At 48.7% G+C, this 25527-nt stretch carries 23 protein-coding genes; 12 read left to right on the forward strand and 11 right to left on the reverse strand.

Annotation, left to right across the window (positions count from 1 at the left end; translation table 11 throughout):
- Window positions 1-117 precede the first annotated feature (117 nt).
- Together BLS94_RS08945 and BLS94_RS08950 are read left to right on the forward strand one after the other, a co-directional pair.
- Complete coding sequence (locus tag BLS94_RS08945; RefSeq protein WP_072768212.1) at window positions 118-720, forward strand: peroxiredoxin; 603 nt, start codon at window positions 118-120, stop codon at window positions 718-720.
- A gap of 176 nt (window positions 721-896) precedes the next feature.
- Complete coding sequence (locus BLS94_RS08950) at window positions 897-1376, forward strand: ferritin-like domain-containing protein (protein WP_090959917.1); 480 nt, start codon at window positions 897-899, stop codon at window positions 1374-1376.
- Window positions 1377-1502: 126 nt separating this feature from the next.
- Here the strand turns inward: BLS94_RS08950 and BLS94_RS08955 are convergent, their stop codons facing one another.
- The 11 genes from BLS94_RS08955 to hemP all read right to left on the reverse strand — a co-directional run bounded on the left by BLS94_RS08955 (window position 1503) and on the right by hemP (window position 11263).
- The gene (locus tag BLS94_RS08955) at window positions 1503-1721 is read right to left on the reverse strand and encodes a hypothetical protein (protein ID WP_143021674.1); all 219 of its coding nucleotides are present in this window, start codon (window positions 1719-1721) and stop codon (window positions 1503-1505) included.
- 708 nt (window positions 1722-2429) lie between these two features.
- The gene (locus tag BLS94_RS08965; protein ID WP_090959925.1) at window positions 2430-2894 is read right to left on the reverse strand and encodes a hypothetical protein; all 465 of its coding nucleotides are present in this window, start codon (window positions 2892-2894) and stop codon (window positions 2430-2432) included.
- Window positions 2891-3466, reverse strand: coding sequence for an acyl-homoserine-lactone synthase (locus BLS94_RS08970; RefSeq protein ID WP_256325360.1), 576 nt, complete (start codon window positions 3464-3466; stop codon window positions 2891-2893). Before BLS94_RS08970 ends, BLS94_RS08965 begins: the two co-directional genes overlap by 4 nt.
- Before the next feature lie 767 nt (window positions 3467-4233).
- Window positions 4234-6453 carry a TonB-dependent receptor gene (locus BLS94_RS08980; protein WP_090959931.1) on the reverse strand — a complete coding sequence of 740 codons (2220 nt, stop codon included), beginning with the start codon at window positions 6451-6453 and terminating at the stop codon, window positions 4234-4236.
- A gap of 159 nt (window positions 6454-6612) precedes the next feature.
- On the reverse strand, window positions 6613-7353 hold the full coding sequence (locus BLS94_RS08985; protein ID WP_090959934.1) for a PepSY-associated TM helix domain-containing protein: 741 nt from the start codon (window positions 7351-7353) through the stop codon (window positions 6613-6615).
- Window positions 7350-8009, reverse strand: coding sequence for a hypothetical protein (locus BLS94_RS08990; RefSeq protein ID WP_090959937.1), 660 nt, complete (start codon window positions 8007-8009; stop codon window positions 7350-7352). The genes BLS94_RS08985 and BLS94_RS08990 overlap by 4 nt, the downstream gene beginning before the upstream one ends.
- Window positions 8010-8074: 65 nt before the next feature.
- A complete protein-coding gene (locus BLS94_RS08995; RefSeq protein WP_090959940.1) occupies window positions 8075-9091 on the reverse strand; it encodes a multicopper oxidase domain-containing protein in 1017 nt (338 codons plus the stop codon).
- 136 nt (window positions 9092-9227) lie between these two features.
- Window positions 9228-10250, reverse strand: coding sequence for a DUF2325 domain-containing protein (locus BLS94_RS09000; RefSeq protein ID WP_143021675.1), 1023 nt, complete (start codon window positions 10248-10250; stop codon window positions 9228-9230).
- Between the two features lie 98 nt (window positions 10251-10348).
- Entirely contained in the window at window positions 10349-10813 is a 465-nt protein-coding gene (bfr, locus tag BLS94_RS09005; protein WP_090959946.1) for a bacterioferritin, read from the reverse strand.
- Between the two features lie 2 nt (window positions 10814-10815).
- Window positions 10816-11049 (reverse strand): bacterioferritin-associated ferredoxin, encoded by a 234-nt coding sequence (locus BLS94_RS09010; protein ID WP_090959949.1) that lies wholly within the window; start codon window positions 11047-11049, stop codon window positions 10816-10818.
- Window positions 11050-11077: 28 nt separating this feature from the next.
- Entirely contained in the window at window positions 11078-11263 is a 186-nt protein-coding gene (gene hemP, locus BLS94_RS09015; RefSeq protein ID WP_072768224.1) for a hemin uptake protein HemP, read from the reverse strand.
- 767 nt (window positions 11264-12030) lie between these two features.
- Here hemP and BLS94_RS09020 point away from each other — a divergent pair.
- The 10 genes from BLS94_RS09020 (at window position 12031) to BLS94_RS09065 (ending at window position 25511) form a co-directional block, all read left to right on the forward strand.
- On the forward strand, window positions 12031-12852 hold the full coding sequence (locus BLS94_RS09020) for an ABC transporter permease (protein WP_090959952.1): 822 nt from the start codon (window positions 12031-12033) through the stop codon (window positions 12850-12852).
- Complete coding sequence (locus BLS94_RS09025; protein WP_090959955.1) at window positions 12842-14329, forward strand: ABC transporter ATP-binding protein; 1488 nt, start codon at window positions 12842-12844, stop codon at window positions 14327-14329. The genes BLS94_RS09020 and BLS94_RS09025 overlap by 11 nt, the downstream gene beginning before the upstream one ends.
- A 12-nt stretch (window positions 14330-14341) precedes the next feature.
- A complete protein-coding gene (locus tag BLS94_RS09030; RefSeq protein ID WP_090959959.1) occupies window positions 14342-15118 on the forward strand; it encodes a class I SAM-dependent methyltransferase in 777 nt (258 codons plus the stop codon).
- A complete protein-coding gene (locus BLS94_RS09035) occupies window positions 15115-16200 on the forward strand; it encodes a DegT/DnrJ/EryC1/StrS family aminotransferase (protein WP_090959962.1) in 1086 nt (361 codons plus the stop codon). Before BLS94_RS09030 ends, BLS94_RS09035 begins: the two co-directional genes overlap by 4 nt.
- Window positions 16197-16922, forward strand: a complete 726-nt coding sequence (locus tag BLS94_RS09040; RefSeq protein WP_090959965.1) for a WbqC family protein — start codon at window positions 16197-16199, stop codon at window positions 16920-16922. Before BLS94_RS09035 ends, BLS94_RS09040 begins: the two co-directional genes overlap by 4 nt.
- A gap of 200 nt (window positions 16923-17122) precedes the next feature.
- On the forward strand, window positions 17123-17839 hold the full coding sequence (locus BLS94_RS09045; RefSeq protein WP_090959970.1) for a class I SAM-dependent methyltransferase: 717 nt from the start codon (window positions 17123-17125) through the stop codon (window positions 17837-17839).
- Between the two features lie 8 nt (window positions 17840-17847).
- Window positions 17848-19059, forward strand: coding sequence for an aminotransferase class I/II-fold pyridoxal phosphate-dependent enzyme (locus BLS94_RS09050; protein WP_090959973.1), 1212 nt, complete (start codon window positions 17848-17850; stop codon window positions 19057-19059).
- A 1-nt stretch (window position 19060) separates the two neighbouring features.
- Window positions 19061-20263: a DegT/DnrJ/EryC1/StrS family aminotransferase gene (locus BLS94_RS09055; RefSeq protein ID WP_218124775.1), complete on the forward strand. Its 1203-nt coding sequence runs from the start codon at window positions 19061-19063 to the stop codon at window positions 20261-20263.
- 37 nt (window positions 20264-20300) lie between these two features.
- Window positions 20301-24650 carry a glycosyltransferase gene (locus tag BLS94_RS09060; protein WP_090959979.1) on the forward strand — a complete coding sequence of 1450 codons (4350 nt, stop codon included), beginning with the start codon at window positions 20301-20303 and terminating at the stop codon, window positions 24648-24650.
- 15 nt (window positions 24651-24665) lie between these two features.
- Window positions 24666-25511, forward strand: coding sequence for an NAD-dependent epimerase/dehydratase family protein (locus BLS94_RS09065; protein ID WP_090959982.1), 846 nt, complete (start codon window positions 24666-24668; stop codon window positions 25509-25511).
- Window positions 25512-25527 lie beyond the last annotated feature (16 nt).

The raw sequence follows: 25527 nt of genomic DNA on the forward strand, positions 1-25527 counted from the left end.
CGGTCTATAATTCAAGACCGACTAACGTAAAAAAACGTCGAATATATGCAACGTCGAAAGCGCATTTGTGCACATCTATGACGCCTCGATTCCATCAATCAAAAAGGAGAAATATCAATGTCCGTACTCGTAACCCATCTCGCACCCGACTTCACCAAGCCCGCTGTCCTGCCGAATGGCACCTTCAATGATACTTTCAATTTCCATACGGAAATTGCCGGCAAATATGCGGTCCTGTTTTTCTATCCGCTCGATTTCACATTTGTCTGCCCTTCGGAGATTATTGCTCACTCGCATCGGGCAGAAGAATTCCGCAAACGCAACGTAGAAGTGATCGGCGTATCCGTGGATTCCCAATTCACCCATTATGCCTGGCGTAATACTACCGTGGACAAGGGCGGGATCGGTCCGGTCGGCATTACTTTGGTAGCCGATGTAGGCGGCGATGTCATGCACGCATATGGCATCAGCCACCCGGATCACGTTGCGCTGCGAGCCTCTTTTCTGATCGATAAAAATGGTGTCGTGCGTCACCAGGTCGTCAACGATCTGCCGCTCGGACGCGACGTGGACGAAATGCTGCGCATGGTAGATGCACTGCAGTTCCATGAAAGCCATGGCGAAGTTTGCCCTGCCGGATGGAAAACAGGAGACCCTGGCATGAAGCCGAGCCCGGAAGGTGTAGCAGAATATTTAGGTGCTCACGGCTCGGCGCTGTGAAACATCACGATACCTTGCGCAGCACTATAAGTTGCACAGCGCTATAAGCGCTGCTGCAAGGCAGGAAACCGCGAGAAGAAGGTACCGCGACAATAAATCGTTCCGCTGTGCTGCCTGTTATGGGATAGACGTAGCCACCACCCTGCCAATTCTTGCAATCCAAAAAGGAGAAGCTCATGGACTTCGATAAAGACAAGGCGATCGCACTGCTGAACAAGATCATGGAACTGGAACTCGCGGGAGTGGTGCGTTACACGCACTATTCATTGATGGTCTATGGCTACAACCGCATTCCTGTCGTCGCATGGCTCAAGGAGCAGGCCGAAGAAGGATTGCTGCACGCGCATAGGGCCGGCGAACTTGTCACGCTCCTGGGGGGATACCCGTCACTTTCGATCGGGCCCCTGCTGGAGACACATCACCACGACATCGGCGATATCCTCAGGGAATCTCTGGCTAATGAAAAGGAGGCCTGTGGCGCCTATTACCAACTGCTGGAGCTGACCCAGGGCAAATCGGTGCTATTGGAGGATTATGCACGGGGCCTCGTCGTCGAGGAAGAGATGCACGCGGATCAGGTCAACAAGATGCTGCGCAGAACCGGCAGAACCGGTGTTTACGAGGCGCCCCAGAGCGGCGGATCACAGCAGCCATAACTTCGGCAATCGTGGCCCTTTCTTTAAAGGGGGTCATAGCAAGATAACTTTTACGATGGATGAACTGGCCAGCATGAAGGCAATTCCGCCTTCGCTTCAATCGAACCGGCAAAAAAAGAAACGGAATTACTCGCCACTTTCCGTACTGCTATGCACCATGCCGCTTAGCTGAATCATCAAGTCAATCTCACTTTCCCCTTCACTCGGAATTTCGCCGGGTAGACGGGATTCCATCAACACGCGAAGTGCGGCGAGCGGGCTTGCATCAAGTGTGCCGCTGGATTCGGTCGATTGCAAGGCCGCTGCGGCCGGACCCAGGCCCGTCCCTTTAGCACCGGTAATCATTCGGTACCTTTTATATATACCCATGCGCCTGATCCCGTGTATCCAGGATGCCAAAATTCAACTGCCGGAAAGCCCGATGATGTTTAGAAACTCGCGAAGGGTTCACAAGCATTTTTTTTTGGATTGGGTCGGCCCTTCCTGACACTGATACGAAGTTGTATCGATCGTAGCATTTGAACCTCAGCCAAAACGTTTTTTCCGGATTTTGACGTTTGATTTAGCGGGATAACCACGCCGGCCCAAGCTGGGAGAGCCTACCAGGTCATCCTGGACATTAAGCGATGGTCCGCGAGGGTCGACTTGGCTTTCGCCAGCAGCGCCGCGGCTGCTAAACATTGCAATGATCGGATCAGCGCCAAAATTTCTACGCCCTGATGCAGCACGTCTTTGCCGAGCAGGGCCGACGCCAGCTTGGGTGTTCCTTGTTTCCGTTGACAAAAGCTTCACTAACGCAGGTAATAAGGGATACATGGTTGTCTCCTATGATGAACAGCGCTGCTCAAGCTGATTTGTGAACTGATCAGAACATTCAGGTTACCCGAAATAGATGACGTTACGATGAAGCTTTATCAAGTTTGAAAAAACAACGGGACCTTGCGACTTTCTTCGGCACCCTTCCTGCCGCCAATAGTTGAAAGGTTGAATAATCGATATGGAAACCGGAGGCGGAAAATTGTTCTGGCTCTGCCCGCTTGCTGGTCAATATTTTTATCCCCGTCCCGAATATTCAAATGTTATCGGCTCCAGCATTGGCCGCTCGCACTCATCCCGCATCAGGGCGGCGGTTTCTCCCAACGCTATTTCCTGGAGGCGGCAGCGCATATTCAGCACCCCATTGCCGGACTCGAAAACACCACAGGTATGCAAAGGTTCGCGGCTCGCTTTATATTGGTCAGACGCCACTTTGGGCGCTACGTCAGAACCCACGTTATTCATCACCGCCACCGGCAGATGGGGGTAGCGGCGTCTCGCTTCCCGTATCCATTGCAGGAGATTCACCTGTTGGGTGCAGTCCTGCACCGCTCCATCGACAAGGACCATATCGTAGGCGCCCAGGTCCGGCTCGGGGAAGCTTTCCAGGGACTTTCGCTCGAGCCTGTGTTTTGACTTCTCAAGTAATAGTTGCAGAATTCGGCGGGTATCCTGCTTTTCCCCCATAAGTAAAATATTCATGCTGCCTTCCTTTGCGCGTTCTCCGGTAGCGTGCCGAACAGGCAGAACTCCGTGATTGCGTCGATCTCGATATAACATGCCACGGTTAAAACGCGCCCGATCTTGATGGGCGGCCCTATTCTTGAGACATTAACGCCAAGCTTGCGTATCAATCTCTCTACCGCGACGGTAGTCACGGTTACGTAGCGCTTGATGCCGTTATGCCGGGCAAAACAGAATAACGTCTGCATCATTTTTACCGGGATCTCGCTGAAGCCGAAACCGGCGCTTTCGTACTTCGGTACCGTCACAGCGAACCGGCTTAATTCCCACACATCGGCTTGCTGAGGGGCCGCCTGGCCATGCAATAGCTGAGGGAAAGTATCCTTCAACATATTGGGTCCCATGGTCGGAAGCAAGCGCCAGCAACCCAGCACCTCATCTTCATCTCCTTTTGCCAGGACATACACCGGATTGGCACGATCAAACTCATCATGTTCCATGCCGTTGTCGTCGGTAACCTCCCAGCCCAGGCGCTCATGAAAAACTTCGTGCCTCAGCCGATACATTCCTGCAACCGCCCGTTGGTCCATTGACCCGTTTCCGTGTTGCGCAAGCATTATCTGTCCCATTGTTTTCACCCGTCGTTGATTGATGACGGTGCTATGAAACTACGGAACCAAAACCTAGAACAGCTGTAGAATCTTACAGGCAGAAGGGGGAAATACCTGCTGTAACCGTTGCCTATAGCGGGTTTGCGGCGTTAGCATACACCTTGTATTTGAGGGGCTTTTTCGGAGAATTAGTGGTAAAAACGAGCTTGGATAAGGTACCTTTCGGCAATTGTATTGCTGTGATGTTTCAGGTTTTCACCTGGGTTCGATGCCGTTATGAAAATTTTGCAATGAAACCTGAGCGGACGCGATGACGGTCGATATCGGTTTTGGAAAATGCTTGAAAGGCGGTGAAAACGGGGACGCGAATGAGCGTTTTTTGTCAGAAAATCGGCAAAATAGAGGTGTGAGCGGCGAGATGGAAGGCGCAATAAGCGCAGCGCATTGCGCCTTCAACGAGCTACATCAAATTTCCCGTCGGAAGATCGTTACCGTAACGGCGCAGCGATTTTTGGGGAAGGAATCTGTGCTGAACGCATGCCAACCGGGATGATGGTGGCAATAGTTTCGTATCACCTGGACTCCCATACTGGTTGACCCGGAATTGATGGACTCGACGGGCGTCTTCATACGGCGCAATGCGCTGCGCTTATTGACGCCCTACCGTCGGGTTACAGTCGGGCTATTCTCGGGTCTTGCGCAGGTTTAACTACCCCGTATGGTTTAACTTCAGTTCATGAAAGCGTTCAATTAAAGTTGAAGCGGATGCTACCGAACGCGCTGAGGGGATTGCCGGGCAAGGCGCCGGCAAACGTGGGATTGATATAGTAGGTTTTATCCGTCAGGTTCTTTATGTTGAGGGCGAGATCAACTCTCTTTACCCGATAAGATACCGCCGCATCCAACACGACGTAAGATGGCACCTTCAGAAGATTCAAGCTGTCAGCATAAGCATCGCCCTTGTACGTGACACCGAATCCGAACATCAAGCCGCGCGCGAGGCCGTTCTGTATCTGGTAGGTAGTCCAAAGGTTACCCATATGGGTGGCAACGCCGGTTGGCCGGCTTCCGTGGACGCTTCTCGTAATCCCAAGTACGGAATTGCTGGCCACGTTGTCAGCCATATTTTCAGGATCCATCCATACCCCGGTACCAATGATGCTCAACCCGTTGACAGGACGCAGGCCCAGGGAAACCTCTACCCCGCGGGACCGGTCTTTGCCATCCTGAGTCGGTATACCGCCGGAACCCGGCAAAGTGACGAAATAATTGTTGCGGCTGGTTTGAAACAAAGCCACGTTGAAGTCGGCTTTGCCATCCAGCAGCATTGTTTTCGCCCCAACTTCTATCTGATCCGATGTTTCCGGCGCCGTGGACAGTGCCTGACTTTCCGTTGAAAGGTTGATAAACGCGCCGGTGCTATAACCTGCGTAAAAAGCCAGATTCTTGGTAGGCTGATACACCCCGCCCGTGGAATAGGTGGTCAGGGACTTCGTTTGTGCTATTTCGCGATATAGGGTGGGTGATACCTCTGCTGTTGGCGATGCTCTTTGCAAGCCTTTATCGCTGTAATGCACCAGATCATTGCGGATCCCAAGGCGAAGCTTGAACTGATCGGTCAGATCGATCTGATCCTGAGCATAAAATGACGTTTGATTACTGCTGATCCGCCGGTCAAAAGTCTGCGCCCCCCTAATTCCGGGACTATTGAGTGACGTTTCCACTACCGGATTAAAAATGTCTTGCATGTCAGGCAAAACGTAGGTCGAGCGAGCCGCATTGATGTCTGTATTCTTGTATTCGAAGCCGCCCAGAAACGTGTGTTTCACAGGCCCGGTGGCTGTTTTCCATATAAACTCGTTCTGCAATATGGTGTAACCGGCATTATCGAACTGGCTGTATGCGGTGCGTCCTGTGCTTATCCCCTCTGAGTTACCCTGATTGCCGCCCGCATTTCGCAATAGCTCCAGGGTCCGGGCATCGTATACGAAGGCAGTACGCATGCTCAAAGCGTCGGATATTGCCCAGTTATGGGTAAGGCCCAGACGATTGATTGTATGGTCTGTCTTGTTGAATCGACTGTAATAGCGCGTCTCGCGGGAAACGTTCGCTATATTGGAGTTGAAGTCGAAGAGTATGCCGTAGTTATCCGGCTTGATTTTGATCTCCCGATGATCGTAGTCAACCACGAGTGATTTATCCGGTGCATAACGCCAGATGAAACTGGGAGAAACTTCGACAATATTTCGCTCCAGGCCACGAAAACCATCGGTATGCTCCATATCTGCAATCAGGCGGCCGGCAACATTCGGCAAATAAGGTATAGCGCCGGTTACGTCGACATATCCATTACGTGTTCCGAAACTGCCCAGCATGGTACCGGCGGACAAGCTGAAATCATTTCGCGGCTGTTTGGTGATCATATTGATACTGCCGCCAGGACCCGCTACGCCGAAGAGCGCAGAGCCCGGACCTTTTAATACTTCAATACGATCAACATCGTACATCGTGCGGAAATAGTTGTTTTGGTGGCCCCCATCGGGAATATTGTCGCGCAAAAAGCTCAGTGATAATCCGCGCGAAGTGAAAGAGTTCGCGAACCCATAGCCCCCGCCCATCTGGGGCTGAACACTGCTGACGTTGCGCATGGCGTCGTTCATTTCGATTACACCCTGCTCTTTCAGTACGGCGGCCGGCACGACGGTGATGCTCGCGGGAATATCGCGCGACGGTGTGTCTGTCTTGCTTCCGGTCGTCGCTACATCCTCAATTGTGCCGGGTCGGACCCGGCCGGTTGTAATCTTGATTTCCGGCAACTCCGCTTTTTTTTCGTCTTTTCCGGGGTTAACGTTTTTTTCCGGGTTGCCTGCACTTTCCTGGGCTATCGCGTGCGTTGGTATAAGTACCCACGCCAGTAACAAGGCCACATGGACGCGCCGGAATTCGAACTGGGACAGATTTTTCATTGATCGCTCTGTTATTTTAATTATTGGCTGGCTACAAGCGACGATGGCGTTGGCTGGCTATGGGATTTGTTTGCGCTGTAAGAGCAAGGGAACTATGGATTTACATGGGTAGTGTTTTGTCTCGACCCTGGTTGATTGGCGATGGGAAAAAAGACAGTCTCATGATAGCGATAGCGTGGTGAGCATAAGAATGACAGCAGAGGTGAATACCGTACCGATCAATCCCGCCGCCATAAGCCGTGGTCCATGTAGACGGCTCCACAGCAAGGTGCCGGTAATCGCAAGAACCAGCAAACCGCAAGCCAGCGTATCGGTCAGCAATATCCACACATTGGACATGCCGGTTCCCTTGTGAAAATTGGCCAGTGTCGCCCAGGCATTGGCTTCCTTCTGCTCGATGCGTGTCTCCATGTCGCCTTGCCAATACTCCGCGGTAAGGCTGAGGTTGGGCGTGGTAAGCGTGACGCGCCAATTTTCAGGCTGGTTGATCTGTCCACCACCCCAGGGGACCGGACCGCCGGGTTTTTTCACGATACGCGATTTAGCGTGAGGCATTTTAAATTTCACACGGAGCCAAGCTTCCAGCGCCTCCGCCGATTGCAGGCTGCCGAGGGGCGGCATGAGCGTCTGGTGAGTTTCGTGCTGCGCAGCAAGCGGGATTTTCATCTCGCTGCGATGATTCAGCAGAATACCGGATGTGCCGAATATCAGGCCGAGTACGGCTCCCCATAGCCCCAACCAGGCGTGCGTGCGGCGCAGCCAGACAAGAAAACGCCCACGCTTCATACCCTGCGATAAAAACAGGTACCCGCGCGGCTCGGTAACCGGGCGCGGCATTGCGTTTTCCCTGGTCGCGCTTTGCGTGGTTGGTGCCGGTGCGTCGGGTTGCAGCGTACTCATCTGTAAATGCTAAGCGTAACCTTGTGGCTTTCGACGGCGTATGCCTTGCCCTCGAAATTTCCCGGATTGATTAACTCATGCTTCGCCTCGACCACATAAAGGCCGGGTTCCAACATGGTAAGCGGAACCTCTCCTTTCTCGTTCGTATGCAAATGCTTTTCCCAGCCATTGGGCGCAATAATGATAACCTCCGCCTTCGGGACGGGCTTCCCCTGGAAGCTCAAACGCAGCAGGTTGTCGCTGCTATGTATATCAAGCGGCAAACTGCCGCCGTTGCCCAGCCGCGCATAGAGAAACCTTCTTTGCACCGGGGCAGGGTTTTCACCCTGTGGCTCGCGTATGGGTTGTTTGAGCGCTTGTACCAGCACCGTCGCTCCACCGCCGGGTATCGCAAAGTGATTATTCTCGCGGCTTGCGTCGACAAGTTTTTCCGCGCCGCTCGCATCGATCACAATAACCAGCGGTTGAATGATGTTGTCGAGCTTGCCGGGTGAGGCTTCGCGCCGATCTTCCGCGTATTCGCCGAAATAAAGCTTCGAGGCCCCAGCCTCGCCCTTGTCATTTTCGAGCCACAATGCGTGCGCCGCGGCATTGAAGCTAAGCAGTCCGCCCAGTAAGGCAACAGCGGTGGCAGGGATAATGGCTGCAATCTTCATAATATTTTTTCCTTTTTTGTTTGTATATCCCGAGGTGGGCTAAGCTATTTCCAGGCTATTCGAAGCTATTTCGAGCGACTTCCCTTTGTTTCAGGCTGGACGCGCCAACGCGTGGACATCCCAGCCATCATGTGGTCATCCACATGGCAATGCAGCAGCCAGTTTCCAGCCGAACGCGGGGTCATGTCGACCGACGTCATGCTGGCGGGCAGCACCTCAACCACATCGGTGCGACGCCCATGGTCGAGTACCGTCTGACCGTGCCAGTGCACGGTATGATTGTCTGTTTCGTTGCCGAGCGCGACGACATGCCAGCGGACGCGCTTTCCCAAACTTGTTTCATAGCCTTCCAGATTTCCGAAAATACGGCCGTTGATCGTATGCTTCATGCCGCTTTCTTCCCCGTTCTCTTCATTGAAGATCATGAACAGGGTCGTAAATTCCTGATCTACATCGTGCGGCGCCGGATCAGCAGCGGACCGTGCCATGCCCTGACGCGTGACGATAATAGTGCCGATGAGGCCGAGGTTTGCTTCTTCTTCTTCCATCACATGAGAGTGATAAAGCCAGACGACTGATGAAGGATCTGCCGGGCCGGGGCCTGCGTCTGCGTCCACAACCCAGGTGTAGGTGAATGATTTACCGGGAGGAACGGCCGCCCCTATGCCGGAGCCATCCGCGCCTTCGCTGGATTTGTCATAAAACAATCCATGCGGATGCATGGAAAGCGGCCGGTCTGTTTTATTCAGGAAATGAACTTTGAGGGTATCTCCCACCACGGCTCGGATCTCGGGTCCCAGTATCCCCATCCATGTAGGCTGTGGCAGCTGTTTGTTATAGTTTTTGTCTGCATAACCGATATAACGGTATTTAGGGTATGTCAGCGTCGTACCCCACACCCCGAGCCCCGCATCCGGCTTGATCAGGTTTTGCCCGGACGGCGCATAGCTCCAGGAAGTTTGCTCCGCCGCTACCCAGTACTCTCTCACTGCCGCCTGTGCTGCCTGCGCCGGAATCCACATACAAAAGGCAATAATAAAAGTCGCCAATGCCGTGATTCTGCCTTTATAACCAACGCTCATGTGCTTCTCCGGGTCCAGGAAATAGTGACAAAGACAAATAATGAATCGACGGGCCTCCTCCGCCTGGCGTCCGCCCACGCGCCTCTGCCGTGGCTCCGCACGCAAATCATGTTTAGCTCTATCATGGATAACGTTGTTAGACGATGGGAGTGGATTTCGTGGATTGAACAGGGTTACCGCACCCGGCGGGTGCCGTAGCCAACGCAGCCAGCGTTGCCACACCCTTGCGAAAAGTGGGCAGGCCGGAACGGTCGAGCAATACGCAAGGCTTGCCCGAATATTTACAGTAGCGCTTCACAGTAAAATAAGTGTAATGGTTTACGCAATCGACCGGGCAAACTACCAGATCGGCATGGTCGAGCAACGCAGGGAGATGATCTCCACCGTGAAGTGGGCCTCTACGATAGATGAGCAACCTGCCGCCTGAAGCCTCCACCATGCGGTGATACTCCGGGTAGAGTGCGGCGCGGCCGCCTACGCACAGGACGCGACGACCCGCAAGATCGAAACCAGCATGCGCGGCGGCTTGTTTCTCACCAGGACTATCGCAATCCCATGCGGGTCCTGCGGCAGATGCACTGCCAGGACAACCTTGCGCCCTAAGCGTCCCGGGCGCTCCCGGCGTGGCGGAGACCTTGACCAGCGGAACCCAATCTGTTTCTGGCGGAACCGGGATTTCGGCATCGGCGAGCTTGCGCTCAAGCAGATCAATGCGCGACAGCAATGCCTGGTGAGTGCCAACCGGCTGCGATACAGTTGTTGCGCTCTCTGCCGGCAAAAACGAGGGGCTATTCGAAGCCCGTCCGTGGCGCGCGGTCCTGGTGAGCCCGGTATGCTGTAAAAAAAAAGGGCTGCGATTGATCCTGAGAAATGAAAACGACTCGACGACCTGATGAAATTTCCTTTCCAGCAATGTCAGCAACTGGCTAGGAAAGGAATCATCGATGTTATGAGCATTGTGCGAACTGGCGCGGCCGGTCCCGTTAACGGCTTCTTGCCGCAGGCCGGACAACAAGTGTGCGCTCAAGTCTTCAACGGCATGGAGGCAAGCAAGTAGAATCACGTCGGGGCGGGGTGCTTCTGCAATCATTGGGGTTGTAACGCCCAAGGTCGCTGAACCGGTTGTCCCGGTTGCCCTGATTGTCTTTAGCTGTTCCACAGCCTGCGCTCCATGACAGGTTATAAAAAAATGCTGGCTTGCCCCGTCGGACTGGCTGGCTAAAGCCGCTGGGTAGGAGAACCCAGCGGCACGGATAATTACATCTGGCTCTGCAGCCAGTTCTGTATGCCCACCTTCTGCATTACATCCAACTGCGTTTCCAGCCAGTCGATATGCTCTTCGGTATCTTCGAGGATTTCTTTAAAAAGCTCTCGCGAGACATAATCCTTCGCCATTTCAGAAGCTGAGATGGCGGCAAGCAAAGTCTCACGGGACGCCATTTCGAGCCTGAGGTCGCAATCGACGCATTCTTCAGCCTTTTCACCGATCAGGAGCTTGCCGAGCTCTTGCAGATTGGGCAATCCCTCAAGGAAAAGGATACGCTCGATCAATGCATCGGCATGCTTCATCTCCTCTATGGATTCTTCATATTCTTTCTTGCCCAGGCTTTCAAAACCCCAGTTTTTATACATCCGGGCATGAAGAAAGTACTGATTGATGGCCGTCAATTCGTGTTGCAGTTGGCGGTTGAGCCAATGGATAATGTCTGCGCTGCTTTTCATGTTTATGCCTCCTCAGGCGAGATCTCGTATAAGCGAGTGGGTTTGTGTAGATGATGTTGCGTCAAGGTTTTTTGCATCAGTGCTTTTTCCAGCACCTCCTTGGCGTGGCAGGCACATATTCCACATTGCCCGCTCACACCCAGACAGGTCTTCAAATCCCGCATCCGATCGGCGCCTTGAGAGACGGCCTCCCGGATGGCGGTATCAGTTACACCTTTGCATACACAAATATACATGATGAGCGCCTTAAGTCTACTAGTTCCACTACTTGGTTAAAATGAGCTTGCCGTTACGAGTACGCCGCAGGCGATATTGTTCGCCCTGGTGCTGGATAAATACCTCGTCTCCCTGCGAAAACAGGGTATCGCTGAAGATGCGCCTGTTGCGGTCGAGCACGCCGAAGTTCTGTTTATCAACGTTGGTTTCCGGAACTGTAAGTGACTTATCCATTTGGGCCGTTTCCGCGATTATTAATGAGAATGATTCGTATTATATGCAACTTTAAACGAAATGCAAGAGAATGGATAAAAATATTTTAGGGATGTATTTTGGAAGGAATTTTTGGGCTCGGTACCGCGCCGGCAGGCGCGTAGCCAGAACGTCTTTCTCTTAAAGCTCAATAAGATGCTTCGTTCCAGGTAGAAAGCTAACGGTAGCCTCATCATTTTCACGCAAGCGCGAATCTGGAACGCAACATCGTCTTTTCTCAAGGACTGAATCGGGATGCCTTCTCTAAACCAAAGACCAAAGGCAGCGACTCTCTACAATGATAAAAAAATGAATGCAGCGCAAGCTTATGGGCGCGCCTGGTATTTCTCCGAAGTTTAAAAGCGGAAATGAGATGCTTGCTGTTGGCGCCTAAGCCTGAGAGTCGGCCTCAATGTGTAAAATATTTTGTGTTATGCTTTACGTCTACACGGGTCTACACGGCACGCCGCAAATGAATTCGTCCTATCCTGCATATTTTATTAGCGCCGCTTTCGGAAGCGACTAAATGATGTCGCATGAGAAAGACAATTCCCACTGACAGTGATTCAGCGTTCCTGTCATATGGAAACTGAAACGAAAACTAAAACACTTCTGTTTCGCGATTCTGCGAAACGTCCTGACGCTGCGCGTGAAACGCGCTGCGACTTCTCAACTAATCAATACCCGCCACCTATATCATTCACGTTGTGGCCACAGCGGTACACGCGATACTTCTAACATCCTACCGCATGCAAAACTTCTCCATCCTGCCGCGCGAAATGGCCGCAAGCCTTTGGCGTAATCGCGACCTGATCATTGCATTGGTCAAACGCGAGGTCATCGGACGTTATCGGGGCTCTGTCATGGGCATTGCATGGTCGTTCTTCAACCCCTTGCTCATGCTGGCGATTTATACATTTGTGTTTTCCGTCGTATTCAAAGCACGGTGGGGTGTGGGCGGGGAAGAAAGCAAAACGGATTTCGCGATTATTCTTTTCGTCGGCATGATCGTGCATGGGCTCTTCGCCGAATGCATCAACCGAGCTCCCGCACTGATATTATCCAACGTCAACTATGTGAAGAAAGTGATTTTTCCACTGGAAATACTGCCGTGGGTCGCATTTGGCTCGGCGCTGTTCCACACGATCATTAGCGTCGGCGTGTTGCTGATCGCCCAGCTAATCTTCAGCCATCAGATGCCATGGACAGTGGTTCTTTTCCCCTTTGTCTTACTGCCGCTGATTCTCATTGCCATGGGTTTCGCCTGGTTTCTGGCGGCGTTTGGCGTATTTGTGCGAGACATCGGGCAGGTCACCGGCATGTTCACAACTGTGTTGCTGTTTCTTTCGCCAGTGTTCTATCCTTTAAGTATCTTGCCCATAAAATACCAGGGCTGGCTGCAACTCAACCCGCTCGCATTCATCATTGAGGAAGGACGCAAGGTGCTGGTCTTCGGCCAGTTGCCGGATATTGGACAATGGGGCGTCCTGATGGCAGCAGGATCAATAATCGCCTGGGGGGGATTTGCCTGGTTCCAGAAAACCCGCAAGGGATTTGCGGATGTTCTCTAAGACTCGCAACATCGCAAAATCTGACCCTATCTCATCCCATCTTCAGGATGAAGCACAAGAACAGCAGGGTGAAGTGAAAAGCGATGACGCTGAAAGTATAGTGACGAATTCCAGTAGCACCGCCCTCCCCAGCGATATTGCGATACGCGTTCAGAATCTTTCCAAGTGCTATCAGATATACGACACTCCGCGCGATCGCCTCAAGCAATTTATTGCCCCTCGTCTGCAACGCTTGGCAAGACGGCCGCCGAAGCAATATTTTCGTGAATTCTGGGCACTCAAGGATGTCTCGTTTGAAGTAAAAAAAGGGGAAACCGTCGGTATAATCGGACGCAATGGCTCCGGTAAATCTACTCTCCTCCAAATTATCTGCGGCACCCTCGCGCCTACTGGCGGCAGCGTAGAAACCATGGGGCGTATCGCTGCCTTGCTAGAACTGGGCTCGGGGTTTAACCCTGAGTTTACCGGGCGAGAAAATATATATATGAACGGCACAATACTTGGACTTAATAAAGAGGAAATTGATACACGCTTCGACGACATTGTAGCTTTTGCGGATATTGGTGAGTTTATCGCACAGCCAGTCAAGACATATTCTAGCGGCATGTTTGTGCGGCTTGCGTTTGCGGTTAATATAATGTCACAGCCGCAAATTATGGTCGTCGATGAAGCACTCGCGGTGGGTGACATGAGTTTTCAGGCTAAATGTACAACAGCGCTCAAACGCATCCAGGAGAATGGAACGACAGTTCTTTTTGTAAGCCACGACATTGGTTCAGTCAAAAACCTGTGCTCACGCGGTATATATCTTGAGCGTGGAAAAGTATTCGCGATTGGGCCCGCTGGTGATATAGCTGAATACTACGTTCGGGCCATGCGGGAAGAAATGAGTGATGAGCACAGAAAATATTCTCGAATTCCGACAGAGTCTGATGAAACTCAAGTTAAGCCTGGCACGTTGGCAAATAGATCAGAAACAAATTTCAAAACATCAGAAGAGTTTACAAATAGAGTGGCCCAATTTCGATATGGTACGGGAGAAGCCAGAATAACATATGCAGAACTGCTGGACCTCGCTGGCAAACCCCTTGTTGACGTAGATTTTGATCAGCTTGTCCAGTTAAGATTTTACTTTACAAGTACATTAAATACAGAGTTAGGGCCAACCTACTATGTAATGGACGACAAGAAAAATCACATATTGGGCGCGGGGCCAGCACAACTGGGGCAACCTCTACTCAAAGTAGAAAGTAATAAAAAATATGTTATAACTTTTAAGACACGTTTACCTTTGCATGAAGGAATCTATAGTATTCAGCTTGAGTTAGCCAGGCCGATTGTGACCGGTGTAACAGCGGAATTTATGGATGTCATAGCTGATTGTATTATCTTTCGAATGGCCAGACGCCAGAACGTTAGAATCTGGGCAAAAGTGTTTATCCCTGCAACAATGGAAATTGGCGAGATTGAAAATTAATAAGGGGTATCTGTGATTAATGAAAGATTAAAACAGCGTATTTTGTCATTACAAGACGACCTCGGCGTGGAATATCATCCAAACTTTCGAATTGAGAAGAAGGACCTTCTAGACATCGCGTTTGACAGGAATTCACCCGAGAGTATTGCTGAACTAGGTTGTGTATGGGGTATTGATTGTGCCTATGGACGTTATGCGCTGGAAAAATTCAGATTAAAATCGGTCAAGATGGTCGATACCCATTGGACTGAACCCGCACTGGAAAAAGTAGCAAGACACCCCGAAATTGAGATATTTCGCGGAAATTTCGGTGAATTATCGATGCCTGAAACTTTGGGACATGTTGATGCAATTCTTCTTTTCGATGTATTGCTTCATCAGGTCGCGCCAGATTGGGACAGACTGCTACAAATTTACGCCCCATACACCAAGTCTTTCGTCATATTCAATCAACAATGGGTTGGCTCCCCGCTGAGCATACGGCTGCTGGACATGGGGCACGAGGAATACTTTCGAAATGTTCCTCACGACCCAAGTCATCCGCCGTATCAGAAATTATTCGATAGTATGTATGAGATGCACTCTGACCATAATAGGATCTGGCGTGATGTTCATCATGTCTGGCAATGGGGAATTACTACAGCTGATTTACTATTTACAATGGACCGGCTTGGGTTTCAGCTAGATTATTTCAAAAGCTATGGAAAATTGAACGGTCTGCCAAACTTCTCCGAACAAGCCTTTGTTTTTAGAAAATGTCATACTAATTCACGTAGCAAAACAACGTGATTCCCGTCACCAAGACTTATCTCCCATCGCTCGACCAGTATGTGAGCCAGCTTGAAAGAATCTGGCAAGCCGGCTGGATTACGAATAATGGCCAATTAACGAAAGAGCTTGCCGAAGCGCTACGCGCTTATCTTGGCGTGCCAAATCTTGAGCTCATTACAAATGGCACGCTTGCGCTCCAGTTGGCTATTAAGACGCTCGGCCTCAAGGGGGAAATTATTACCACCCCGTTTAGCTATGTGGCGACCACGACAGTTATTCTTTGGGAAAACTGTGAACCAGTGTTTGTGGATATTGAAGATAAAACATTTTGCATTGATACAAAAAAGATTGAAGCTGCAATTACCGAACGTACCAGCGCCATTCTGGCAACCCACGTGTATGGCTATCCGTGTGATGTAAAAAAAATAGAACAAATCGCCACAGAACATCAACTCAAAGTTATTTATGATGCCGCGCATGCCTTTGGAGTAAAGTTAAATGGCCAATCCATCCTATGTCATGGGGATATTTCCGCGTTAAGCTTTCATGCTACCAAGCTATTTCACACAACAGAAGGGGGTGCGTTGATTTGCCAAAACGAAGATATTGCCAAGCAAATCGCACTGATTAAGGGGTTTGGACATATTGGGGAAGACTACTACCGGGAAATGGGAATTAACGGCAAAATGTCGGAATTACATGCCGCCATGGGACTGTGCGTTTTGCCTAAAGTCGATGAAATCGTAGCATATAGACGCGCCCTATCTGAACGTTATGATTCCCTTTTGAACAGTCAAGGCCTGATTCTGCCGCTAGTCACCGAGGGGCTCGAATATAACTATGCCTACTACCCCGTGTTATTTCCCTCACATGAAGTTATGATGCATGTGCGCCAAGCCATGATACGCAATAACATTCTGCCTCGTCGGTATTTTTATCCCTCACTTAATACCCTCCCTTATTTGCGTCCGGAGTGGCAGAGAACATGCCCGATTTCAGAGAGCATTGCTAGTCGCGTGCTATGCCTGCCGCTTTATTTTGGATTGGAACAACAAGAGCTAGATGGAATTTGTGGCATCGTCACTGATGCGATGCAATGAAACTAGCGATCATGCAACCCTATTTTTTCCCTTACATCGGATACTGGCAACTGATCCATGCTGTGGACACATTCATTTTATTTGATGATGTTCAATACATAAGGCATGGATGGGTTAACAGAAATCGAGTTTTGAAACATGGCGGTGGCTGGCAATATATAACAGTGCCATTGCGTAAACACTCCTTGAACGAACTTATAAAAAATATCTATGCACATAACGAAAAAGATTGGAAAAACAAGATCCTAAGGCAACTAGACCATTACAGTTATGGCTATAAAAACAAGGCGCCGTTTTATAGCGAAACAATAGATCTGCTGGAAAACATTTTCTCCAAAATCCAGGGTGAAAACCTAACTGCAATAAACGAAACGATAGTAAAAGAAATTTGCCGCCACCTGAATATGAATACACAGATATTGATCTCATCGGATCAAAAATTTAATTATGAGTACGTCCAGGACGCAGGTGAGTGGGCTTTAAGAATTACTGAACAAATGAACGCGCAAGAGTATATAAATCCAATTGCCGGGGCTCATATCTTCGATAACGGCAAGTTCCAATTAAGCAAAATAAAACTATCTTTCCTGAAGAGTGACGACCTCAATTATGCTCAGGGCGATGGGTTTGAACCATCATTATCCATTGTGGATGTTTTAATGTTCAACGGACAAACCGGAACTAAAGATCTTTTGGGTAGGTATTCGATTGAGTCTGTGTAATAAAAGAATCAGGAGAAACAGGCTCTATTACTCATTAAAATAACCGCAAAAACGGCTTCATACACATATTTTCACATATATCTGAACAAGATTCCGCTAGGCACTCCGTATTTTCTTTTGATTCGCAGGTAGAGCTTAATGATAAGGTATTTATCGCGTTAACGATTTCAAATAATCAAAATTTTTACAAGCATATTCCTATGGTTAGCAATAAATCACCCTACCTAAAATTCAATCATGATGAGTATGCGAGATCGCAATCCCCAGACAATTTTTGGGGGCAAATCCGGCGCACTGTTCAGGGCAGGCCTGTTACAGACGATCAAATAAATATGATTGTCGAAGCAATCAAGACGGGGCTCGATATAAGATCTGACGACGTTCTTCTCGACCTTGCCTGCGGTAATGGAGCGCTGCCTCATCTTTTTTTTGACTCGTGCGCGGAATATCTCGGGGTTGATTTCTCTGAGTATCTAATTTCAGTTGCAAAGAAAAACTTCGAGAGGTTCCCGAACATCACTTTCACTCTTCAAGGAGTAGCAAAGTATGTCTGCCTTGAGTCGCGACCAGACCGTTTCACGAAAGCGCTCTGCTATGGAAGCTTCTCCTACTTTCCTGAGGCTGATGCGATAGAAGTTCTACGATTGCTTTTTGAGAAATTCAGCAACATTCAAAAGCTTTTTATCGGCAATCTTCCTGATAAAGACCAAATGGCGAAATTCTACACGACGAGGACTCCTGATCAGTATGAGTTATCTGACCCATGCTCACAAATTGGAATATGGCGGTCACGAGACGAATTCGCGAGGCTCGCTGCTAACGCTGGTTGGAACGTTAAATTTCTATCTATGCCTTTAGAATTTTATGCTGCGCATTATCGATACGATGCACTTCTTAGCCGAAATTCTGAAAAATAGAGAAACCCATGCTTAGTAAAACTAATGTTGAGGAACTTGCCATATTCGGAGCCAATAGTCTATTTTCCACCCCAAAATCAACGTCGAATTTAGTTCGTCCAGATTTTGAAACCTTTCTCAGTTACTCAAAGCTTTTTTATGACCAACATCGATATATAAATGACCACGCACCCGTAGAACTTCTTGAACAACGGCTCGCAGATTTTCATCAAGTAGATTTCTGCGTTACCTTTTGCAGTGGATTTTGGGGACTGGCCCTAGCGATGACCGCGCTGGCCCTTAAAGGAAAAACGGAAATCGTCATTCCTTCCCTTACGTATCGACGTATGGCTGATATCGCGGCGTGGGCTAAATTAAAACCTCATTTCTGCGAAGTAGAGGAAAACTCTCTCGCTGCCAACGCTGAGACCGTAGGCCGTTGTATTAATCAAAATACGGCTTTAATAGTCGGCGTTCATCCCGTCGTGAATTGCTGCGATATTGATGGCCTAGTTCAATTGGCACAAGTACGGGCGATTCCCCTCCTGTTCGATTCGGTTGAATCCCCTTTCGAATCCACATTACATGGAAAAGTTGGAAGTTTTGGTAATGCCGAGTGTTTTTCCTTGCACGCCAGTAAACTATTGAATGGATTTGAAGGAGGTTATCTGACAACTAATGATGCGATTCTGGCTAGGCAACTGGCCTCAGCACGCACATTTGGCGTGGATGAAGAAGACAGGGTTACAGTATCTTACGGGTTAAACGCAAAGATGAACGAGATTCACGCGGCAATGGCGCTTGCGAGCCTTGATGATCTCGAGAGCCAGATTTCTCGCAATCGCCAACGGTATTTTACCTACCAGAAATTGCTAGCTTCTGTACCCGGAATACGGCTAGTTGAATTTCTTGAGACGCCTCCCACAAGCTATAAGAATATCGTGATAGAGTTTCTCGCTGAGTGGCCACTGACCAGGGCCGATACCCTTAAAATCCTGAACGCAGAAAAGATTTTTGCCCGAGCATATTATTCGCCCCCATTACATCGCAAGCAAATGACTTATGCTCATTTACCGGCAAGCTTGCCTTTGTCCGACCTACTCTCTGAAAAGTTCGCCCTTCTTCCCTGCGGGCATTTGGTAACTTGTGAAGATATTCACCAGATTGTCGAATTTTTGAGCTTCCTTTATATCAGCGCAGATTTGATCAAAAACCGCTTGGACGGAAACAATGAGATGTAGCGTGAATTCAGAAAATTTTGCAATTTTCGGTGCAATCCCTGAGTTCGACAAGCCTCTTCCTATTGGCCAGCACTATTTCCCCTCGTGGGAACGTTATACTACATCCTTCCGTGGGATTTTTGAGCGGCAATATTATACAAATCAAGGCCCATTGACTGATGAGCTTGAAAAAAAGCTGGAAGCATTTTTAGGTGTTGAGCATGCGATCTGTGTAACCAATGCAACCATTGGTCTCATGATGGCGGCTGAATCGATGGAACTTTCCGGTAAAGTAATTCTTCCTGCATTCACTTTTGTTGCTTCGGCGCAGTCGTTGACCTGGACTGGACTCGACCCGGTTTTTTGCGATGTTGATCCGGTCACTCAGCAAATCGCACTTGATCAAATAGGGGCTCTAATAGATGAGGGTGTGAGCGCAATTATGGGGGTCAATCTGTGGGGTGACTCGTGTAATCCAAAAGCGCTTTCAGACTTAGCCGTCTCTTACGGTATTCAGTTATATTTCGATTCCGCACACGCCTTTGGCTGCAAAATTTCCGATACTTCTCTCGGTAATTTTGGGGATATGGAAATATTCTCTTTTCATAGTACTAATATATTGAATGCGATGGAGGGAAGTTGCATTTGCACAAATAATGACGATTTAGGAGCACGTTTAAGAAATATCCGAAGTAGCTATGGAGCAGGCCATCCTGTCGATGTTGTTAGAACCTCAAATGGGAGAATGTCTGAGGCTCAAGCCGCAATGGCGCTTATGAGTCTTGAGGACTTTCCCTCGAATCAGAAAACGAACGAATATTTACACCAACTCTATGAGAAATATCTTGAGCCAGTTCCTGGTCTTAATATTGTAAAACCAACAGAGGTTAGTTTCTCGAATTATCAGTCTCTTGTATGCTTAATAGATGAGCAGGAATTTGGTCTTTCCAGAGATTTATTGCGTGAACTCTTAAAAGCAGAGAACATAAACGTTCAGCGTTATTTTTACCCGGGTTTGCACCATCACCCTCCCTATGTTCAAAACTTGTCGCATTACCCTGATCGCTTGCCAAATACAAACCACCTCTGTGCGTCAACCATTCAGTTTCCCATAGGTGCGCTTGTTTCAGTTCAGACTGTTGAACGTATCTGCAATCTTTTATTAAGAATCCATCAGGCTTCGCCAGTTATTCGTTCAAGATTGCAGGGCACGAACTGTCCTTAACCTCATTTCTTTTATAAATACTTTGTAACGCATAAGTATGCCAAAAATATCCATCATTCTTACCTCTTTAAATCATGAAAAATATATTTGTGAGTCGATTGATAGCGTTCTGGCGCAAACCTTTACCGATTTTGAACTTATCATTTGGGATGATGCCTCGAGCGATAATTCATGGCCCATTATCAAAACGTACTCTGACTCCAGGATAAAGACTTTTCGCAATGATGAATGCCGAAGAGCTATTTATGGTGTCAACAAGACCATTACAGAAATAGCTTCGGGTGAATACATCGCCTTCCAGCATTCAGATGATGTTTGGGAAAAAGACAAACTGGAAAAACAGGTTGAATTTCTGGCGGCCCATCCGGAGATCGGTGCTGTATTCACGAATGCGCTCGCAATCGGAGAAGATGGCAAACCGCTTAATGATACTGGACATTATTACTCGAGTATTTTCGATCAGCCTAATCGAACCAGGCATGAATGGCTCAACTACTTTTTTTATCACGGCAACGCCCTATGCCACCCCAGCGTGCTGATCCGGAAGCGCTGCTATTCTGATTGTGGGACCTATCGCTACGGATTTGCACAGGTCGGGGATTTTGATATGTGGATCCGACTTTGTTTGAAGTACGAAATTCACGTTCTACAAGAAAAGCTCGTTAGATTTCGTGTTCGCGCCAACGAAGCCAATACGAGTGGAAATCGACGAGAGACCAGGGTTCGCGGCGTTACTGAATTTTATCAGTTATTTCCTAATTATTTGAAGCTTGATTCTTTCGATGAGTTCGTGAAAGTTTTCCCAGAAGCGGAAAGTTTCTATAGAAAGGATGGATTTGTCCCTGAGTTTGTTCTCGCCATGCTTTCGCTTGAACCAAATTCGTTACATATGGCTAAGGCATTTGGCAGTATTTCGCTCTTCAATTTGCTGTGGGACAATAAAACGTCAGAAAAAATTAAAGAGCTCTATCATTTTGATTATAGGAATATTATAGAACTAACTGGCAAACACGACATATTCTCTCTGGAAGCTGTTGCAAACTTAGGAAAAATCGTAACCGAGCGTGATGAACACATCAAGAGTCTTGCCCAGGCAGTAGCTGATACTGATACCGATACTGCTACTGATACCGATACTCAATTACCTTCATCTGATGCGAGCGAGCCTGAGGCGTTTTTTACAATTTGCTCGAAGAATTTTTTGGCGCACGCAAGGGTCCTATACAACTCGGTACGATCCCATTACCCGAAAACTCAGTTTTTCGTAGTTTTATGCGATCGACTTGACGGCATGCTTGACCCGGCTCAACAGCCATTTGAGTTCGTCTACCTTGAAGACCTTAATATGCCAAATCTTGGTGATATGGCTGCACGCTATAATATTACGGAGTTCAATACAGCGGTTAAACCTTTTGCTTTTAGCTATTTAATGGAGAAGCATGGATTTAGCTCCGTCATTTACGTTGACCCAGATCTCTTGTTCGTCGATAGAATGCATGAGATAGATCAAATGCTCACCGAAGGGGTCGAAGCAATCCTCACACCGCACATCCTCCAGCCAGCGGAACACGATGAGGTACATGATAGGAAGATATTGCTTTATGGTATTTATAATCTCGGATTTTTGGCGTTACGCAACACGCCAAGTGTTCGCTCCTACCTAGCTTGGTGGGGACGCAGATTAGAACGGGATTGTACTATCAAACTCGACCAAGGCATCTTTGTTGATCAGAAATGGGCTGACCTGTTGCCAGCTTTTGTACCTGGCGCACGAGTGATACATCATCCAGGCTACAACGTGGCTTACTGGAATCTCCCCCAGCGTCGGGTTACTCGGCGCAATGATCAATGGTTCGTAAACGACCAGCCATTGCGTTTTGTGCACTTTAGTGGCAATAGGATTGATGATCCAAAAGTGTTTTCTCGACACAGTCAACAAGTCACCATAGAAAATATTGGCGATCTGGGATGTTTACTCGACAATTATCGTGAACAGGTTTTTGCTCATGGGCATGAGTTCTATCGAAGCCTTCCATATGCGTACAATTGGAACGGCGAGGCAGGAATAAACCTGCATACGCCTGACTCACTTGATATGTCCACGTCTGTCCGGAAGCTACCACCAACAGTGCGAGCTGCACCTCCCAGAAGCCAGATCACATTGATCACTAAAACACGCGTCCGAATTGATGTGCTGACTCGCGCATTACCGGTAGCGCGCAGGCTTTCGGGCGGCTGGGTGCCGCTTGCTCGACGCGCGTGGGGCGCATATCGGCGTAACGGCCTGGCCCATCTAAAAGCAAAAAGCCTGGAATTGAGCAGTTTACGGGCACCTCCTGAACTTCCATTAGCGGCGAAGCGCAACATCACAAATAAGGAAACTGACCGTCTCCTATACCTTGATTGGGCAATTCCCAAACCCGACCAGGATGCTGCCTCTGTTACTTCCGTGCTGCTTATGCGAATATTTCAATCACTTGGTTACGCAGTAACCTTTATACCCTCTGGACTGAAATATGAGGAGGGCTATTACGAAGCGCTCGTGGCCAACGACATTGAGGTGCTCTGCTATCCGCACATTGAGTCTATTGAAAAATGGTTAAGTACGAATGCGGCAAATTTCGACATCTGCGTCGTGGCTCGCGGTCCGGTGGTTTGGCCTTACCCCAGTATAATACGGCGAGCTGCTCCGAGAACGAAACTGATATTCAACACAGTTGATCTACATTATCTACGGGAACTACGTCAAGCTGAATTGACTGGTGATGAGGAAGCGCGTACCGCCGCTCTGCTTGTTCGCGACCATGAATTAGACCTCATTCGCCAGTGCGATCTGACCATACTGTTAAGTAGTGAAGAGTTATACGTGGTACGTGCTGAGGTCCCCGAGGCCCCTTTGACTGTTTTACCCATCGTATTTGAAAACATTCCAGGAGCAACTAAGGCTTTTGAGGATCGGCGCGACATTCTCTTTATTGGCAGTTTTCCGCATTTGCCGAATATTGATGCGGTCATTTATTTTGCGCAATCGATTTTCCCATTAATTCAGAAGCGCTTGCCCGGAACGCGATTCAAGGTAGTTGGCGCAAACCCACCAGAACACATTCAACGTCTAGCCGAGAATCCTGATATTGAGGTTCTAGGCTTCGTGAAAGACCTCCAGCCATTGTTCGAGGGAATCAGACTTTCGGTAGCACCTCTACGTTATGGAGCAGGTATTAAAGGCAAAATCGGTTCGAGTCTTTGTTATGGCGTCCCCTGCATAGCAACAACTATCGCTGTCGAGGGCATGGGCCTCGTCGATGGTCGAAATGTACTCACCGGAGACACTCCGGAAGCGTTTGCGGACGCGGTATGCCGTGCCTACACAGACAAGACTTTATGGCACCATATCAGTTCCAATGGATGTCGGTTCGCACTCGAGAACTACTCTTATGATGTAATTCGGGAGCGAGTACGGGGGTTAATTTGGTCTGTACGACAAGGCTGGCGTGCTATCGAATCTGCTATTGGGATCGATAGTTGGAGTATCTGGCAAAGACATCAAGAGCGCATGAAAACAGAGTATTCAGCACGCATGCTTCGCGAGCAGGCCTTACTTCCCATGGGTAGCAACGAAGGCTTCCTTACCCCCGGTTTCTGTTGCGTCTGTGATCGAGAAACGGAGTTTTTCACTAGTTTCATGTACTCCACAAGTTCAACACCTGATGGAAGAACAATGCCAAATTGGCGCGAACACATGCAGTGCAAGCATTGTGCGCTAGTGAATCGAATGAGGGCTGCTCTCAATGCGCTGCATACGCTCGCCCCTCCTAGTGCCGAAAGCCGTATTTATTTAACTGAACAGATCACCCCTATGTATCGCTGGCTCCAGGCAAGATACCCGAATATGCAAGGTAGTGAATACCTCGGTAGCAAGCATGAGCCCGGCGCAATACTAGATGGCATTCGTCATGAAGACGTGATGAGATTGAGCTTTCCTAATGCAAGCTTTGATCGCGTACTTTCTTTTGATGTTCTTGAACATTTGCCAGACCCAAAAAATGCTCTACGCGAGATATACCGTGTATTGGATAAAGATGGTGTTTTCCTATTCACAGTACCTTTTTCCAGCGATAGCCCTACCGATATCATACGCGCCACGCTTAATGAGGACGGCTCAATTGAGCATCACTTACCTGCCGAATATCACGACAACCCAATCGACCCGGAAGGTGGAGCTCTGTGCTTCCGCTATTTCGGTTGGGAATTGCTTGATGAGCTGAGAAAAATCGGATTCAACCACGCCCGCATACTGGCTTACTGGTCTGAATATCAAGGCTATCTATGGCGAGAGCAGTATCTTTTTATTGCACACAAACCATTTATAGAAAATACTCTAGATTAATCTAGGTGGTGTTATATGAAGATTGTGGTCGTTGGTGCTTCAGGCTACATTGGTAAGCCGCTTTACATTTTAGCAAAAGAAAAATTTGATGCGTACGGCACCTCACGGGCTGGGGTGCAAGGACTGATTCCGCTCAGTCTTGACGTGCCAGACGAATTTAACTATGACTTAATCCACTATTCTGATGTAGTGCTTGTGGCAGCCGCTATTTCCGCACCCGATGTTTGTTCACGTGAACATGACCGAGCATGGGCGGTAAATGTTACGGGGACGTCGTCATTTATATACAAAGTCATTTCCAAAGGTGCGAAAGTCATCTTTTTCTCGAGTGATGCGGTTTATGGCGAAAGAGTAGATGAGTTTGATGAAACTGCGATTTGCAATCCTTCAGGGGATTATGCAGTTATGAAACATGAGGTAGAGAATAGATTTATTGGAAACCCTGGCTTTAAGTCGATCAGACTTTCCTATGTATTTTCAACAGAAGACAAATTCACCAAATATCTTCACGGATGTGCTAGGAGCGGCGAAGAAGCAGGAATATTTCACCCTTTCTATAGAGCCGTCGTACACCGTGATGATGTTGTGCAGGGCGCAATTGCCTTAGCACAGCGATGGGGCGAATTTCCACAAAGCGTGATTAACTTTGGCGGCCCTGATGTAATTGCGCGCATCCAGTTCGCGCAATTGCTAAAGGATAGGCTACTACCTGCACTACGCTTTAAGCAGATTGAACCAGAATCAGATTTTTTTGCTAATAGGCCACGTGTAATTCAAATGAAATCACCATTGCTGGCCTCACTTTTGGGGCACGCTGCCCATTCGCTGCACGAGGCGGCTCAACTAGAATCTGGAATTTGATCAATAAGAGAAGTAA

Origin of the sequence: Nitrosospira sp. Nsp18, from assembly GCF_900103145.1 — a bacterium.
GTDB lineage: Bacteria > Pseudomonadota > Gammaproteobacteria > Burkholderiales > Nitrosomonadaceae > Nitrosospira.